Origin of the sequence: Marinobacter sp., from assembly GCF_052094685.1 — a bacterium.
GTDB lineage: Bacteria > Pseudomonadota > Gammaproteobacteria > Pseudomonadales > Oleiphilaceae > Marinobacter.
Genome location: NZ_JBQDKB010000034.1, coordinates 1 through 16,205, shown reverse-complemented (window position 1 = coordinate 16,205; position 16,205 = coordinate 1). Strand labels below are relative to the sequence as shown.

The 16,205-nt window shown below is 54.4% G+C and carries 18 protein-coding genes; 5 read left to right on the top strand and 13 right to left on the bottom strand.

The features are described 5' to 3' along the window. Positions 1-36: 36 nt before the first annotated feature. Both ACTH3S_RS08825 and ACTH3S_RS08820 read left to right on the top strand, forming a co-directional pair. Positions 37-591, top strand: a complete 555-nt coding sequence (locus ACTH3S_RS08825) for a L,D-transpeptidase family protein (protein WP_441808645.1) — start codon at positions 37-39, stop codon at positions 589-591. Positions 592-794: 203 nt separating this feature from the next. Continuing rightward, the gene (locus ACTH3S_RS08820; protein ID WP_441808644.1) at positions 795-1,076 is read left to right on the top strand and encodes an Lpp/OprI family alanine-zipper lipoprotein; all 282 of its coding nucleotides are present in this window, start codon (positions 795-797) and stop codon (positions 1,074-1,076) included. Between the two features lie 66 nt (positions 1,077-1,142). On the opposite strand, the gene ACTH3S_RS08815 is transcribed toward ACTH3S_RS08820, so the two are convergent. From ACTH3S_RS08815 to ACTH3S_RS08785, 7 genes are all read right to left on the bottom strand, one after another. Beyond that, complete coding sequence (locus ACTH3S_RS08815; RefSeq protein ID WP_441808643.1) at positions 1,143-1,934, bottom strand: slipin family protein; 792 nt, start codon at positions 1,932-1,934, stop codon at positions 1,143-1,145. Next, entirely contained in the window at positions 1,931-3,388 is a 1,458-nt protein-coding gene (locus ACTH3S_RS08810) for an NfeD family protein (protein WP_441808642.1), read from the bottom strand. Before ACTH3S_RS08810 ends, ACTH3S_RS08815 begins: the two co-directional genes overlap by 4 nt. Before the next feature lie 27 nt (positions 3,389-3,415). Next, the gene (locus ACTH3S_RS08805; RefSeq protein ID WP_441808641.1) at positions 3,416-3,694 is read right to left on the bottom strand and encodes a hypothetical protein; all 279 of its coding nucleotides are present in this window, start codon (positions 3,692-3,694) and stop codon (positions 3,416-3,418) included. A gap of 149 nt (positions 3,695-3,843) precedes the next feature. Beyond that, positions 3,844-4,893, bottom strand: coding sequence for a L,D-transpeptidase family protein (locus ACTH3S_RS08800; RefSeq protein WP_441808640.1), 1,050 nt, complete (start codon positions 4,891-4,893; stop codon positions 3,844-3,846). An 82-nt stretch (positions 4,894-4,975) separates the two neighbouring features. Then, complete coding sequence (locus tag ACTH3S_RS08795; RefSeq protein ID WP_441808639.1) at positions 4,976-6,370, bottom strand: DHA2 family efflux MFS transporter permease subunit; 1,395 nt, start codon at positions 6,368-6,370, stop codon at positions 4,976-4,978. A gap of 3 nt (positions 6,371-6,373) precedes the next feature. Continuing rightward, positions 6,374-6,799, bottom strand: coding sequence for a MarR family transcriptional regulator (locus ACTH3S_RS08790; RefSeq protein ID WP_441808638.1), 426 nt, complete (start codon positions 6,797-6,799; stop codon positions 6,374-6,376). A 138-nt stretch (positions 6,800-6,937) separates the two neighbouring features. After that, positions 6,938-8,215 (bottom strand): MFS transporter, encoded by a 1,278-nt coding sequence (locus ACTH3S_RS08785; RefSeq protein ID WP_441808637.1) that lies wholly within the window; start codon positions 8,213-8,215, stop codon positions 6,938-6,940. A gap of 221 nt (positions 8,216-8,436) precedes the next feature. Here ACTH3S_RS08785 and ACTH3S_RS08780 point away from each other — a divergent pair, with 221 nt between their 5' ends. From ACTH3S_RS08780 to ACTH3S_RS08770, 3 genes are all read left to right on the top strand, one after another. Next, a complete protein-coding gene (locus tag ACTH3S_RS08780) occupies positions 8,437-9,339 on the top strand; it encodes a helix-turn-helix transcriptional regulator (RefSeq protein WP_441808636.1) in 903 nt (300 codons plus the stop codon). 20 nt (positions 9,340-9,359) lie between these two features. Next, positions 9,360-11,120, top strand: a complete 1,761-nt coding sequence (locus ACTH3S_RS08775; protein ID WP_441808635.1) for an ExeM/NucH family extracellular endonuclease — start codon at positions 9,360-9,362, stop codon at positions 11,118-11,120. Positions 11,121-11,285: 165 nt separating this feature from the next. Then, positions 11,286-12,350, top strand: a complete 1,065-nt coding sequence (locus ACTH3S_RS08770) for an AraC family transcriptional regulator ligand-binding domain-containing protein (protein ID WP_441808634.1) — start codon at positions 11,286-11,288, stop codon at positions 12,348-12,350. Position 12,351: 1 nt separating this feature from the next. Here the strand turns inward: ACTH3S_RS08770 and queE are convergent, their stop codons facing one another. The 6 genes from queE to ACTH3S_RS08740 form a co-directional block, all read right to left on the bottom strand. Next, positions 12,352-13,008: a 7-carboxy-7-deazaguanine synthase gene (gene queE, locus ACTH3S_RS08765; RefSeq protein WP_441808633.1), complete on the bottom strand. Its 657-nt coding sequence runs from the start codon at positions 13,006-13,008 to the stop codon at positions 12,352-12,354. Further along, positions 13,008-13,673 carry a 7-cyano-7-deazaguanine synthase QueC gene (queC, locus tag ACTH3S_RS08760; protein ID WP_441808632.1) on the bottom strand — a complete coding sequence of 222 codons (666 nt, stop codon included), beginning with the start codon at positions 13,671-13,673 and terminating at the stop codon, positions 13,008-13,010. Before queC ends, queE begins: the two co-directional genes overlap by 1 nt. A gap of 175 nt (positions 13,674-13,848) precedes the next feature. Continuing rightward, positions 13,849-14,124, bottom strand: a complete 276-nt coding sequence (locus ACTH3S_RS08755; protein ID WP_441808631.1) for a hypothetical protein — start codon at positions 14,122-14,124, stop codon at positions 13,849-13,851. 255 nt (positions 14,125-14,379) lie between these two features. Beyond that, on the bottom strand, positions 14,380-14,793 hold the full coding sequence (locus tag ACTH3S_RS08750) for a response regulator (protein ID WP_441808630.1): 414 nt from the start codon (positions 14,791-14,793) through the stop codon (positions 14,380-14,382). Positions 14,794-14,858: 65 nt separating this feature from the next. After that, positions 14,859-15,410 (bottom strand): hypothetical protein, encoded by a 552-nt coding sequence (locus tag ACTH3S_RS08745; protein ID WP_441808629.1) that lies wholly within the window; start codon positions 15,408-15,410, stop codon positions 14,859-14,861. Next, on the bottom strand, positions 15,407-16,205 hold a 799-nt coding region (locus ACTH3S_RS08740), incomplete at its 5' end, for a response regulator (RefSeq protein ID WP_441808628.1). The genes ACTH3S_RS08740 and ACTH3S_RS08745, both read right to left, overlap by 4 nt.

Below are 16,205 nucleotides of genomic sequence, written 5' to 3'. Positions count from 1 at the left end.
GTAAAGATTAATCATTGGTAAGTTAAGGTTATGGCTATGCCCAGTTTATTAACCCGGTGCCTTCTGGCTCTATTTGTTACAGCAAGCTTTCCGGCATACAGCTCAGAGCTGCTGGCCAAAGCAGATACCCGCATGCCGGTGATAAATAGCTCACCGGGCGAGTCTCTGGTGGTGGACAAAGTATTGGTAAGGAAAGAGAAGCGTCGACTTTATTTGATGAACGGCGAAGAAGTTGTTCGAAGTTACCGTATATCCCTCGGCGACAATCCCTCGGGGCACAAACTGTATGAAGGTGACGAGCGCACGCCAGAAGGCGACTATACGCTGGATTGGCGCAACTCCGGCAGTGATTTTTACAAGTCCATCCACATTTCCTATCCAAGCATAGAAGATCGAGAGATGGCAGAAAACTGGGGGTTGAGCCCAGGTGGCAGCATTATGATTCACGGCTTACCCAATGGTGCAGAAGACATGGCGTTTGCCTATACAGGTCTGGACTGGACCAACGGATGCATTGCGGTGAACAATCAGGAGATGGATGAAATCTGGCAACTGGTCAACGACGGCACTCCAATACGCATCACTCCCTAACCGCACCGCCCATGACAGCAGTATTAAGTTGTTGTCATGACCTGAGAAAATTTACGTATACTTAGTTAACATTTCCTCTCAGAGTGTTTTACACTGTTTCACGACTCCGGTAGTCAACGCCTATCAGGCCGAAGCTGACAGGAAGTCGTCTGAACTGACTTTCGGATCAACAGGAAATAACTCGATCAATAAGGGGATTTAATATGCGTAAACTGACGATCGCCGGAATCGCGCTGGCTACTGCTCTGACTGCAGGCTGTGCAACTACCGATCAGGGTGCTATCGACGAAGCCAATGCAACTGCTAGCTCCGCTGGCCAGACTGCAGACAAGGCAATGAACACTGCTAACAGCGCTGCTAGCTCTGCGCGCTCAGCACAGAACACTGCCGACCGGGCATTGGCTGCAGCTAAAGCAGCACAGAAGTCTGCTGACGAAGCAAACGAGCGCGCCAAGCGTATGCTCGAGCGTGCCAGCAAGAAGTAATAAGTACTTTAAGCTTAAGCACTGCGAAAAAGGCCGGGATTCCCGGCCTTTTTTTATGCTCCGGCTCTAGGGTTCTGGCTGCTCTGGCGAAGTATGAGTATTAGCCGGCCTTTTCTCCATAAACATTTTGACCATATCCATGGGCAATGGGAAAACGATGGTCGATGAATTGGTATTGCTCATGTCTGAGAGGGTTTGCAGGTAACGCAACTGCATAGCGCCCGAATCGGCAGACATTACCTTTGCCGCCTCCACCAGCTTCTCCGACGCCTGCAATTCGCCTTCTGCATGAATCACTTTTGCCCGACGCTCACGCTCTGCTTCCGCTTGCCGGGCAATGGCCCGAATCATGGATTCATCAAGGTCTACGTGCTTGATTTCAACGTTGGCAACCTTGATTCCCCACTCTTCAGTCTGCGTATCAATGATCTCCTGAATGTCCGCATTCAGTTTGTCACGCTCTGATAGCATTTCGTCTAGATCATGCTTGCCCAGTACCGATCGCAGCGTGGTCTGGGATAACTGACTGGTGGCAGAATTGAAGTCCTCAACGCGGATAATCGCGCGCTCGGGATCCACCACCCGGAAATAAAGCACCGCGTTTACCCGTACGGTTACGTTGTCTCTGGAAATCACGTCTTGGCTGGGTACATCCAGGGTGATAACACGAAGATCCACCCGAACAATTTGTTGAATGCCGGGAATGATGAAAAGCAGCCCAGGGCCTTTAACACCTTGAAATCTCCCCAGAAAAAATACCACGCCACGCTGGTATTCGGGTAGGATTTTGATGGCTGCCCCAAGTATCAGCAATAACACCACGGCGGGCGCCAGCCAGGAAATCAGATTACCGATCATATAGCCTCCTTTACGCTAACGGTCAGGCCATCGATTCCGGTGACCTGCACTAAATCACTCCGGTTTATGGGGTAACAGCTAACTGCGTTCCAGCGCTCGCCACTCAGGCGCACATGCCCACGGTAGCCACCATCCGCTTTTAGAAAGTCATCCAGAGCAACGGCTTTTTCCTGGGTTATCTGTTCGCCGCCGCTTACTGGGCGCTTTTTACGCAGCCCGATAAACCGGGTAACCGTCCACAGAATAAAACCCGCCGCTACCGCCGCTGTACCGCCAATGGCTGGTAATGAGATTGCACGGTGATTACCGTCCATCAAAATGATCGAGCCGGTAATAAACGCGACTATGCCGCCAATACCAAGAATGCCAAAACTGGGAACCAAAGATTCGCCAATAATAAAGCCCAGCCCCAGCAGTATCAGTGCCAAACCGGCGTAGTTAACGGACAGTACCTGAAATGCGAACATGGCGAGGACAAGACAGATCGCGCCTACAACTCCTGGTACCACAGCACCAGGGCTCGCCAGCTCAAAGATAATGCCGTAGAACCCGATAATCATCAGGAAATAGGCAACATTGGGGTGGGTAATCACAGAAAGCAGACGGGTGCGCCAATCGGGCAGCATGCGAATCGTTTCAAGGCCGGCGGTCTGTAAAGTGGTCTCACCGGAGGCCAGGCTTACCGTGCGCCCGTCTATCTGGCGCATCAAGTCTGGCAAGTCTGCTGCCATAACATCGACCACGTTTTTATCCAACGCCTCCCGGGAACCCAGGTTTACCGCTTCACGAACGGCCTCTTCAGCCCAATCGGCATTTCTGCCATGACGTTCCGCCAGCCCGCGTATATAACTGACTGCGTCTTCCAGAACCTTGCGCTCCATGGCCGTTTCACCCCGGCGCTTGCTGGGCTCGCTGGGGCTTTCGCCTGGCGCTGTTTTCTGATCATCACCGGCATTGTCGTTTTCAGATTTGGTATCGGGGGGCGGTTCCTGGCTGCCCGGCAGCCCGCCCATCTGGACCGGCGTTGCGGAACCCAAGTTGGTAGCGGGCGCCATGGCCGCAATGTGGCTGGCGTAGAGGATATAGGTGCCGGCACTGGCTGCTCGCGCACCTTGAGGGGTAACATAGACGGCCACCGGCACATCGGAGCTGAGGATAGTTTTAATGATCTCGCGCATGGAGTCCATCAGCCCACCTGGCGTGTCCATCTCGAGAACCACCAGTTCTGCACCTTCAGATTCTGCCCGCTGAATACCGCGCACAACATAATCCATGGTGGCAGGGCCAATAGCGCCCTCAACCGTTAGAATCAGTGCAGTTCCTGGGCTTTTTTGCTGAGCCAATACCTGATGGCCCAACGAAGCCAAGGCGAGCAATGTGCCGACCAGAAAAACCACGGCCCAAGTTCTGAGCCACACCTGGCGGCCTGATCTCAGGGGATGGTGGGACTGCATATCGACTCCCTGAATCCGGAAGAGTGATCAGAACAGCCTGGCGAGTACCGAAACCGGCAAGCGCCGCAATACAAAACCAATAGGCGCCCAAGGCCAGCCGGGTACAAAACACTCGCTCTTGCCAGACTCGATGGCTTTTACCATTGCTTTGCAGCCGGTATCTGCATCCACAATGAACGGCGTATTTTTTACCTTTTCGTTGATTTCCGTCCGGATATACCCCGGATACAGCGTTGTCACCTTGATGGGAGACTTGGCCTTCTTGAGTTCGACACGCAATTCCTCAGAAAGTGCCGCAATGCCCATTTTGGTTGCTGCATAGGTGGTTACATGGCCGCTTCCATCTGTGCGAGCGCCGCCACAAAGTTGGTTTCTGCAGTTTGGCGATTGGCATTGAACCGGCCAGAGCCAAGGGGTTGGCCTTTACCTATACCCACGTTGACGATTGTGCAAAATCAGAAGTACAGCTTCTGCTCAGGCTCTTCCGATGCAGGAAGTCGTTTGTCTTTTTGCGTTTTATCCGAAGCCACCCGTGAAATCTGTTCACCGACCATGGCAGGAATACCGTCAGCTTGATCCACGGCCAATTCTATTGCCCTGCGCTGAACCTCAACGCCCGGGTGCTTTTGGCGGAAGGCTTCAACTTCCAGGGTTACTTCGCGCCACAGGCGATCCCGATCCTGTTGACTGTAGTCTTCGTTAGGGCGGTGTACTTCAAGCCAAACCTCGCCTCCAGATAATCCCATTTTTACCGCATCGTTCACGATCTGAACCGATGTGCCCTTACCCACCTGATAGACAAAACGTGAGATATCCTCGTTATACATGCGGAAACAGCCGTGGCTAACAGGCATACCAACACCAAACTGCTTGTTAGTACCGTGAATCAGATAGCCTTTTTCGCTTAGCATAAGTGCGTGGCTACCCAAGGGATTGCTGGGGCCGGGCGGGATCATTCGGGGCAGGAAGTCACCAGACGCTTCATACTCTGCACGAATGCTGGCAGGGGGGTACCACGCCGGTGATTCCAGGGGCATAGTCACTTTTGCATCGGTCAACGGAGACGGGTTCTCAGAGGTGCCTACGCCAACGGGGTAAACCTGTACACCGTCGTCAGAAAAATAGTAAAGCCGATACTCGGCCAAATTAATCACAATGCCTTCTCGGCGAGCATCCGGAATAATGTATTGGCGCGGAAGCGTGATTGTGGTGCCTTCACCGGGCAACCAGGGGTCAACGCCTGGGTTGGCTTTTACCAATTCGAGATAACCAAGCGCGAGCTGGCTACCCACTTCAGCAAAGGTGTCTTCATACTTTGTGGTAAAGACCCCCAGCCGACCGGCCAAGTCGCCATCTACCTTGAAGGTTGGCACTCGGGAGCTGCGATCTGTTTCTTGCTCGGTCGCCGTTTTTTCAGGCGCACTGCTTTGCTTTTCAGCCCACGCGGGCTGCAGAGCCAAGGCGCTGGACAGCAGTACCAGAGCTGAATACTTTTTTAATTCCATAAATCCCATTCCAGAAAACCTACTTCTTAGCGTTCAGTGACAGCGGGCGCCCTCAGGAGTTCCGAGCCAGCAACGCACAATTCTACACTCGCATCCGCCAAACGGGCACAACGGCAATGGCTACAAATACAGCAACAAGCCACCAGGCCGTATGAAAGGCGCTGATTGTGGGCACCCCATTGCTATGTTCGCCGAACTCGATGGTCAATGCCACGACATTCACCCCGAAAGCACCACCCAGTTGACGGGTAAAGTTGATGGTACTGGAGCCTGCGCCCAGTTCCTCGGGCTCAAGGGGGTTCAAGGCACCAATAGACAGAGACGGTAACATAAACCCTATGCCTATCCTTCCGAGCACCGTCCAAAGCGCAAGCCAGCCGAAAGCCAGCGTAAGACCAGACAGCGCAAACAGGATGGCTGATGAGGCAAACATCGCCATTCCGAAAACAACCAGCCCTCGGGCGCTCCCCCCTCGGTCAGCCAACCTTCCTGCCAACGGAAATGTCATACCCAGAACAATGCCTGCGGGCAGCATCAGCAGGCCCGCCTCCGTTGCCGTGTAACCCAAGGCTGTCTGAACGTATAACGGTATCAGATAGGTGGAGCCAAACAACGCCAGCCCCATCGCCATAGCGCCTAGATTGGCGTACAGAAAACTTGGCCGACGCAGCAGGCTGACATTAACCAAAGGGTGTTTTGCTCGCGTTTCGCGCCATACAAACAGGGCCAGGCACACCAACGCCAAAAGCCCTTCGATGACGACCCGGGGTTCTTGGCCGTCGAGGCTTTGCAAGCGATTTAAGGTATCGAGAGAGAGCCCGACGGTTAACCCGAGCAGCACTAGCCCGGGCAGGTCAAATCGGTAGGGAGCCGGTCGGGAAGCCGGCGTGGGCAGAAACCGTCGCGCCATAAACACGCCAATAAGCGTTACCGGCGCCGGCGCAAACATCACAAATCGCCAATCGAGCTGATCTACCAGAAAACCGCCTAGCACCGGCCCAAGCGCCGGCGCCAAGACAACCCCCATACCATAGATACCCATAGCCTGGCCGCGCCGATTGCGGGGGAATATGCGGAATACAAGATACATGCCCATGGGTTGCATCAGGCCCGCCATAGCCCCTTGGCCAATGCGGGCGGCAATCAACTGCTCCGGCGAGCTGGCAAACCCGCCAGCCACCGAGATCAACGTAAACATCGCCATGGCAAACGTTAGGGTCTTGCGCACGCCAAAGTGATCAAGCAGCCACGAAGAGGCCAGCATGGTCGTTGTCATGGCGGCAATAAACCCGGTTGCCAACCAGTGCACCTGGCCCTGGCGGATACCGAACTCCACCATGATCTCGTGGAGCGCAACGTTCACCACAGTGGCACTCAATACGGTCGCAATGGTGCCCAGCATTACCGTACAAACAGCCAGCCAGCGCCAGTTGGCGCCATAACGGGCGGTCAAGCCCTCAACGGAATTATCACTCAAGGATTACTTCTGCTTTTCAGCGTTATCCATAATTTTATGGAACACTTTTAACGCAACCTCAATATCATCGTCGCGCACACCATCAAGCATTCCGTCCCGTAGCTCGTTGGCCCGGGCCGTCAGCACCTCCATGAAATCCCGCCCGCCATCTGTGAGATGCAGTCGGCGAGCCCGACGATCATTGGGGCAGGCCCGGCGCTCAATCAATTCCTGTTGCTCTAGGCTGTCTAACAGACGTACAAGCGTTGGGTTTTCAATGGCCCTCAGGCTGGCGAGTTCACGCTGAGTTAGGCCTTCGCCTCCCTGCTGTAGATAAACCATGGTGGTCCAGCGGGCTTGGGTAACACCCAAGTCTTTCAAGCGTTCATCTAATAACTTGCGCCAGCGCCGTGTTACCCGGGCGACGGCAAATGGGAACTGATCTTTCATGGTTACTACTCCGACCAAAAAGCTTACTTTATGGGAATGCTACCAATAGTAAGCTAATCATTGTAATAAAAACAGATGCAAAGCAAAAACGGACTTGAGGAAAACCACAAATCGGCTCAGATCTACAGCTCTGTCAAACTAACCCAAGGGTTCCTCATTCTTCCCCTCAACCTCTGGAGATTCCTGAAACTCCGTATTCCGCGGATCCATTTCAGTCAGCACAACAGAGGTCTCCGGCATTGCAGGCACATAGTGCTCCTGGTCTTCCACTGCTACATCTTCCGTGTAGGTGATACGCAGAGAAGTTATTACCGCAAGAACCAGCAAAAACCCGGCATTGCCTATAAACAAGCCTTTTGGGCCCATCAGGTTGATCAGCTCAGCCATCACAACAGGGCCAACCACGCTGCCAACCCCGTAACTGAGCAGCAATGTGGCGCTGGCGGCAACAATACGGGTGCTTTCCATCCGGTCGTTGGTTATCGCCACAGAAATTGGGTAAACCATTGCCGAGAGCCCGGTGAACCCCCCTACAAGAAGCGTGAGCAACCATAGGTTGGCAGCGCCGGTAAAGCTAACGCCAACCGCTGCAAGTGCGGCACAAAGCGCCACCCAGAACATCACACGACGGCGATCAAAGCGGTCACACAGCCGCCCCAACGGCCAAGCAAGAAGCATGGCGGCAACAATGGCACTGGCCATAAACGTTGATGTTTTAGCAACATCCAGCCCCATCAAAGTTGCGTATACCGGCCCCAGCGCATAAAACCCACCAATCAACACGCCGCTGGTCACTGCGCCCGAAACACCCGTGAACGACTCACGCGCAAGCGTAAAAAATGAAATGCGTTGCACCTGCTCAATAATGGGCGCTTCCATGCGAGTCAAGGCGAGGGGAACCAAGGCCAACGCCAACAAAATGGCGGCCAGGGAATACGGCATAAAGTTGGACGGATCGCCCACGTTAACAATCAGCTGACCGCCCGCAGCGGAGAGGTAAAAAACGATCTGGTAGACCGCAAACAGTGCACCGCGATTACTGTTGCTGGCCCGGCTTGAGAACCAACTCTCGATCACCACCAACACGGCAGCAATACTAAAGCCCGAAAGCACACGCAGGCACGCCCAAAACACCATGGAAATAGCCATGGGATACATCAGTGACACAACAGCAGCTATGGCTGCGAACGCCGAAAATGCACGGATATGGCCAACACTGCCGATAATCTGGTGCACATAGAGGGTGCCCAGAACAAAACCTACCGAGTAGCAAACCAACACCCAGCCGATAACATCAGGAGAAACCGACTCGATACTCAAGCGAATACCCAGCAGCGTCATCAGGAACGCATTTCCGCTGATCAGCAAAACGATGCTCAAAAGGAGAGCAGAAAGGGAGGCGACCATTCGGGTCATTACGGAAACTCCGGATATTACTAATGCCATATTACACCAGCCCTTTCAGCGCGCGCCTAATACGCACTTGCCGAAGCTTTGCAACACACCTGTTCGGGAGTGCCAAACGCGGCTACAGCGTCGTTTCACAATGTTTCACATTAATGCGCCGTAACAGACCTCCCGGACCATAGGAGGTAATATAAATGGTCATTATTCAATAAACTCGTGAGCGTCTGGTTATGAAAAAAACGGACTGGCCCATCCGGTGGGATCTGCTACTTCGCTACCGGCTCATTGAAACCATTGCACTGTGGGAAGGTCGACTGACGACAAACCACATCTGCCATAGCTTTGGTATCGGCCGTCAGCAGGCATCCAAAGACATAAACACATACCTGCGTGAACTTGCCCCGGGCAATCTTGTTTATGATCGCCATCTCAAAGGTTACGTACCTTCAGCCAGTTACAAACCGGCAGTGACTCGGGGACACGTCAGCGAATATCAGGATCTGCTTGCACGCCAGCAAAGCCTCAGCAGCACGTTTGAAACCCTTGAGGTTGGCCTGCCAGACAACACTGTTGTATATGGTCCCAACCGTGTCATCGCGCCCGAGACCATGCGTGCCGTTGTGGCCGCCACCCGCCATGGCCGACAGCTCAGAGCAAGCTATTCGTCCCTGAGCCGCCCTGAAGCTGTAGAAGGCATTCTCGAGCCGCACACACTGGTGTGCACAGGCAACAACTGGCACTTGCGTGCCTGGTGTGACTCCAACCGGGAATTCCGGGACTTTGCCCTCAGCCGCTTCCACACAGCACCTACGGCTCTGCGGCAAAAAGCCAAACATGCGAGCCAGCAGGATGATGACTGGAATCGCAACGTCACCATGATGATCTCCCCCGACAATCGTCTGACCGACGCACAGCAAAAGATCATCGCTCTGGATTACGGTATGGAGAACGGTCGCTTGATCGTTGACGCCCGAGCCGCTTTGGCGCCGTATGTTTTGTCGCAGCTCGGAATAACCCTAGACAACCACCACCCTGACCCGCTGATCCAGCAACTGGAACTCACCAACCCAGATCAGCTTGGGTTTGGCAGCAAACGCGAGCGTGCCCTCAAAGCCGTCGCCGGCCTTAGTTAGCTAGCCGTTAAGCGCCCAGCGTGAACTTAAGCACACGAACTATTCGTGCCATTGCTCCTTTTTTGTTGCTGCTAACCTCTCAGGTGCTGGCAGCAGGCGTTTGTGGCGGTTCAGCGACACCAATCTCCGAGATTCAGGGCCAGGGCGACGCCTCTCCATTAGCGGGCCACAAAGCAACGGTTGAGGGCATTCTCACCTTCGACGCCCGCATGGAGGGCGGGTTTGCCGGCTTTTACCTGCAACAGGCAGACGGCGAAACCGACGGCAACCCCGAAACCTCCGAAGCCCTATTTGTTTATACCCGCAAGAAAACCGGTGAACCCGGCGAACGCCTGCGGGTTACCGGTACCGTAAAAGAATTCCATGGCCTGACTGAGCTGACGAACGTTAGAGCCATTACAGTTTGCGGCTCCGCGCCCCTCCCGAAAGCCCAGGTTCTAACTCTGCTGTGGCCAAACGCCCTTGAATCCCTCGAAAACATGCGCGTTACGGTGGCCCAGCCGTTGACGGTTATCGATGCCTGGAACCTAGCGCGTTACGGCAATCTCACTTTGGCAGCCGGAGAGCAGGTGGTGCCTACGGAGTATCTGGAACCCGGCCCGCAGGCAGCCAACATTGCCGACCGGAACCGACAGCAGAGACTGCTACTGGACGATGGCCGTGGTGTTCGCCAGCCCAAGCCAATACCTTGGCCTCCGGGTGGTCTCAGTGGCGAGAACACGGTTCGCAGCGGCGATAAAGTTCACGAACTTGCCGGTATTCTTGATTATCGGTTTGAAGCCTGGCGGATACAGCCAGCTGAACAGCCGGTATTCGAGCCTGTGAATACCCGGCCATCTGCGCCGGCACGGCCCTCAGCCCCTCATGTTCGGGTTATGGCCATGAACCTGGAGAACTACTTTAATGGCGACGGGGAAGGCGAAGGTTTTCCAACAACCCGTGGCGCACCTACCGCTCTGGCACTTAAAGTACAGCACCGCCGACTGGTAGAGGCGCTGCGCCGCCCAGATCCGGATATTCTGGCGGTTACAGAGCTGGAGAACGACGGTTACAGCGACACCAGCGCAATAGCACAGCTTGCCCAAGCGCTCGGGCCCAACTGGGCCTTTGTTGAAACCCCCGGTGCCGATGGCAGTGACCAGATACGTACCGGTTTGCTGTACCGCAGTGACCGCATCGTTGCCGAGGCAAAACCGGAGCGCCTGAATGCCGGCGTGTTCAAAAAAAGAGGCCGCCCCCCACTGGCACAGACCTTCCGGCCCGAAGGCCAGCGGTTAGCCATTCAGGTAGTCGTGCCACACCTGAAGTCTAAGTCCTGCAGAGGGGCAACGGGCGGCAACCGTGACCGAAACGATGGCCAGGGCTGCTACGCCAAACGTCGCGCCGACGCAGCCCATGCTCTTGTGGAATGGATTGAGCAGCTACCACAAATTCCCGACCTTGCCGGCACACTGATTACGGGCGATCTCAACAGCTATTTCCGGGAAGCGCCTCTGAAAGTTCTGGAACGGGCAGGGTTCACCAGCATGATGCATCACTTTCACCCTTGCACAGCGCAGCAGTGCGACCATTACACATACCGATATAAGGGTGAGAAAGGCTCGTTGGATTACGCTCTCGCCTCAGCGTCACTCACAGACAGGGTTATCGATACCCAAACTTGGCTCATCAACACCGACGAGCCACCGGCACTGGACTACAAAACCAACCTCTCAGGCACAACTGCGGCGCCTTGGCGCTCCTCCGATCATAATCCTGTGATTACCGATATCCGGCTCTGACCGAACCCTCAGTTCTCCAAGAAATCCACCGAAATACCCTCCAATTGGCCTCTCATGCCCATTGACGCGTCATTGAAGTCATGGGGGCGACGTGTTCCAAAGGTCATAATCAACAGCAGCACTTAATACATCAGATAAAAAAAACAGCTTCTAACAAGGATTCCCATGCGCGTCTCTGCCTCCATCTCACAGGATCTGGGTATGCCGGCCATCTACCTGCATATACTGGCCGAACTATTGCGTTCCATTGGTTTAGACGAGCGCGATCTACTGCTTCGGGTTGGGCTAGACCCAGTTCAGTTGAAATCCGCAGATATCAGGGTAAGCCAGGCACAGGCCAGTGAGTTTATTACCCGCGCCATTGTAGAAAGCGGCGAACCTGGCCTTGGTATCATGCTGGCCAGCGAACTGAAACTGCCGCTGCACGGGGCTCTGGGCGTTGCTGTCATGAGTAGCCGCACCTTGCAAGATGCATTGGGTTTGATGACCCGGTACCTCACCTTACGGGCGCCCCACCTGAGCGTGAGCCGTCGTGAATACGGTGACAACATGCATTACACCATTCTCTGCGACGGCGACCCTGGGCCATTGCTGGGATTTGTGATGGACTCCATGCTGTTCGGCTGCGCATTTATGGGCGAGCAACTTACCGGTAGCGCGATCAAGGGGGCGAGAATTCTCAGAAAGGGATCAGAGCCTTCGTACTTTCGGCGCTTCCGTCAGCGCATTCTGCTTCCGGTTGAATACGGTGCCACAGACGACGCACTGGTTATTCCAAGTGCCATGCTGTCGGCGCCCATTCGTTTCAGCGACGACCAGCTGGCGGAATCCTCCCGCGCTCAGTGCGAGGATGCGCTAAAGCAACTAACAGGAGATGCGGGCTTTGATTGCCGGGTGCGCCGGGTCATAGAAACCAGCTATCCCTTCCCGCCAAAATTGGCTCGGGTAGCAGCCACTCTGTATGTATCTGAGCGAACCCTGAAACGGCGGCTGCAGGAAGAAAATGCCAGTTTCCAGAACCTTGTGGATCAGGTGCGGCTGGAGCGTGCCCGGGAGTTTCTGACCGGCACTGGCATGAATCTGAATCAGATTGCAGATGTTTTAGGCTATGCAGATGCTGCAAATTTTACCCGCGCGTTCAAGCGTTGGACCGGCCTCAGCCCAAGCCATTACAGAATCTCTGAACAGCGTTCAGCTGGCGTGTTCCCGCGCGCCCCGGCCCCTGCGTAATTCAGTCGATACCGATGATTTTGTGCATCTGTATGGTTAGGCGCCAGCGAGGATGAGCCAGGCAGTAATCCGTTGCCTTACGAGTATTGCTCTGCTTCACCGGGTCTGTGTCGCTATCTGGTACTGATGGGGACGCCATGGGCGACAGGAACCAGTGCTTGGCCGTAATGTGGCTGAACCTTTCTGGCAAGGCCTTCGGCTGTGGATACACCAGCTTCAGCTCATCGCAGGCTTCAATCACCACAGGGGCATCTGCCTTCGGGCTCACGCAGAGCCAGTCAATACCAGCCGGCGCGGGTAGGGTGCCGTTGGTTTCAACTCCCACCTCAAAACCCAATTGATGGAGGGCACCAATCAGCGTTTCGTCCAACTGCAATAACGGCTCGCCACCGGTGCAAACCACATAGGGCGCGCCAGGAGCATCCGGCCACAGGCTGCGAATGTGAGCTGCCAGAGCCTCGGCAGTTTCAAAAGCGCCACCATTCTGGCCATCGGTACCCACAAAATCCGTATCACAAAAATTACAGACCGCTGTTGCACGGTCTTTTTCTCGGCCTGTCCACAGATTGCACTTGCTAAACCGGCAGAACACTGCGGCGCGGCCGGCCTGGGCACCTTCACCTTGCAACGTGTAAAAAGCTTCTTTTACTTTGTACATCAACGCCCCGCCTCGTAGGCCAGCGGGTCTGCAAGACCATTTTCAGCAAAGGCTTCAAGCCGTTCCACACACGAGCCGCAAAGCCCGCAAGCTTTTTCCCGACCGTTGTAACAGGTCCAGGTATTGCCGTAGTCGAGCCCAAGCTTTAGGCCTTCAGCCAGAATGTCGCCTTTGCTCATGCGCATGAACGGAGCTTCAACACCCACAGGCTCATAGTTGGCCACCCGGCACACGGCATCCATTTTTTCTACAAACTCTGGCCGACAGTCAGGGTAAATAGCGTGATCGCCACCGTGAGCGCCGTACCACACCGCATTGGCATTCACGGTTACAGCATAGCCAGTGGCCAAAGAGAGCAGGATCATATTGCGGTTGGGTACCACCGTGGCCTTCATACTTTCTTCTTCATACCCCCCTTCAGGGATGTCGTCACCGGAGGTCAGCGCTGAGCCAGACATAACCTCGCTCATGGCGCGAATATCAATAACCTTGTGAGGGATATCCAGGGCTGCACAAACGGAGCTTGCAACATCCAGCTCACGGACATGGCGCTGGCCATAATTGAAGGACAACGCATGCACATGTAACCCGCGGGCGCGAGCACGATGAAGCAGAGTAAAGGAGTCCATACCTCCGGAATAAATTACAACCACGGTGTCAGTCATGGGGGCTCCTGGCATTGGGATAAATGGCTCTGTAGGGATCGGGAATAGAATAGGCGTATTGTAACAGGGCAAAGGCAGGTTGGGTTCACGCCCGCGAACACGGGCGTGAAATTCTGGAATGCTTGGACGTTTAACAGGTTTTGGCTGTACTGAATATTCCGAGCCTGGGAATATGTTAGTGCTTCAGGCCACGGATCTTGAGAACGATCATCTCCAGACCATCTCTCAGGGTGTATAGCGTCCAGTATGTAACCAGCGCCATCAACCCGGCACCAATAACGGTGAAGACAAGGTCATCACCTACAACCTGCCCCTTCGCCAGCACCATGTACATGGCCAGCACGGCGATCAAAACGATTTCTACAACAAAGTGGGAGCGGAGCTTATTGCGGGCAGATCCGGTTTCTACGGACATTTTCTTAGGTTTCAACCTCTGGGTATCTATTTGCATGGGTGATTACTTAGTGTACAAATTATCACCCAAACGGCCCGGAGTATCTGTACGAGTTAGTGGCTACGGACTTTCCACTACCGAAAAAAAACGCAGCCATATAGGCTGCGTATAAAGGAGAGATCCATGGGATACCTAGGCAGGTATCCAAAATCGCACAACGTAAAAAACACGTGACAACTGAATTATGAGGGTGCTTCCTACATACGTCTGTACGGGTTTGCCGAAGCACCCCATAGGTGACGCCAGCCCCCGTCAGTGGTGCCGGCTCCGGCCCGGGTTCATTATTGCGTCACCACCATGCACAACCGCATAGTTGCTCACCACGTCGTGGATTTTTTCTTGGGAATAGGGCTTAACCACATAGCCGTTGGCTCCGGCGCTGATTGCCCGCTGAATGCTGTCAATGGAGTCATCGGCAGTCACCAACACAATGTGCTGATCGTCTCGGGCCTCTTTGAAGGCTTTCATTAGCTCGTGGCCATCGCCATCCGGCAAACCCAGGTCCAATAATATAATTTGAAACTTGCCCTCATTAAATGCTTTGCGAGCCATAGCGGCAGTCTCACACTGAGTGACACCCGTAGCTCCAGCCTTGTAGAGCATATCAACCAGCCGTTCACGCATCACCGGCTCATCTTCCACAACCAGTACCATCAATTTATCCATTCGTATCTCCTTTGTTGCCGGGCGTATGGCTACATGGCTACCCAAGTTCCTTGCAGGTCTGCAATTTACCGGGAATCTGTGCCGGTTTGACGGGGAAGATCCAGCGGCGCGTGTCCTGCATCGGCGGGGCGAGCAATATCCGCTGACGGCCGTTCCGCGCCTGTGGGATAAGATGCCTGGCCGTCATCGTGGGTCAATATATTGCTGATAGTGACCGCCGTTGAGTAGAGCGAGATCGCAATAATCAGCAATATAGGCTGCACAAATGCCACAAACCCTGGCACCTCAGCACCGCCAACAATACTCAGCATTAAAATAATGGCCGGCCCCAGAACTGCAAACAGCGTCAGAGCTATAAAGAATACAATACGCTCTTTATAGCGGCCAAGATCCCGATTTGTGACAAGCCCCAGCACAAATTTGCCAATAGCCAACCCGGCAAGAATGGTGGCCGCTATACTCAAATCTGGCTGCATCAACGTCTCGTAGAGACGGCCATCCCAAAGGCGCTGCATGCTTATCACAAGAAACGGGAAAAGCACGAACAGGATATCGGCATAGGTGCCGTACATCGTGCTCATTGATTGCTGTTCACGTTGTAATTGGTGCTCACTCATTTGCCCAATCCTGTTTGGTTCTGTGGTTGTTCTCGTTCTATCATCTCATCCAATATCGCGAGTTCACTGCGCACCTGGCTCCATTGCGGGTCTGCTACTTTCAAGAGTGCCTCCACAATGCCCGCCTGATGGGTCATCGCTGGGTACCCAACGGCGCCCGCCGTGCCTTTAATCTGGTGAGTTTCAGATTCAAGTACGTCACAATCACGGCTTGCAAGTGCCTGGTTCATTCGCTGCCGGCGCTCACCCAACCCGGACAGGAATTGGGTTACCAGGCGACTAGTATCCTCATCTTCATCCGCACTGCCCACGCCGGACGGCACGGAGTCCAGAAAGCGACCTAAAAGCGATTGCAGGCGGAGCTCATCTATCGGTTTATCCAGCACCCCATCACAGCCCGCATCACGCAAGGCGTCGGTTTCGCGCTGAACGCCCGCGGTAAACGCAATAATCGGGCGCCGAAAGCCTGCCTGCCGAAGTAATTGAGTGGCCGCAACGCCGTCCATTTCTGGCATGTGCCTATCCATAAGCACCATTTGTACAGAGCCTGAAAGCGCTTTACGCACAGCTTCGTCGCCCGACGCAACGGATATCACGTCAAGGCCCAAACGGTTCAACATCCGCTCTACAAGCTGGCGGTTATCTTCATTATCTTCAGCCACCAGCACCCTGCCATAGTATTGCTGGCTTGGTTCCGCGGCATTGCCGGCATAAACCTTCAGATAACGGGCCAAAACCTCATAGAACCGCTGTTTGTCGATGGGTTTGGCCAAATGCTCGTTGCAGCCGGCTAGT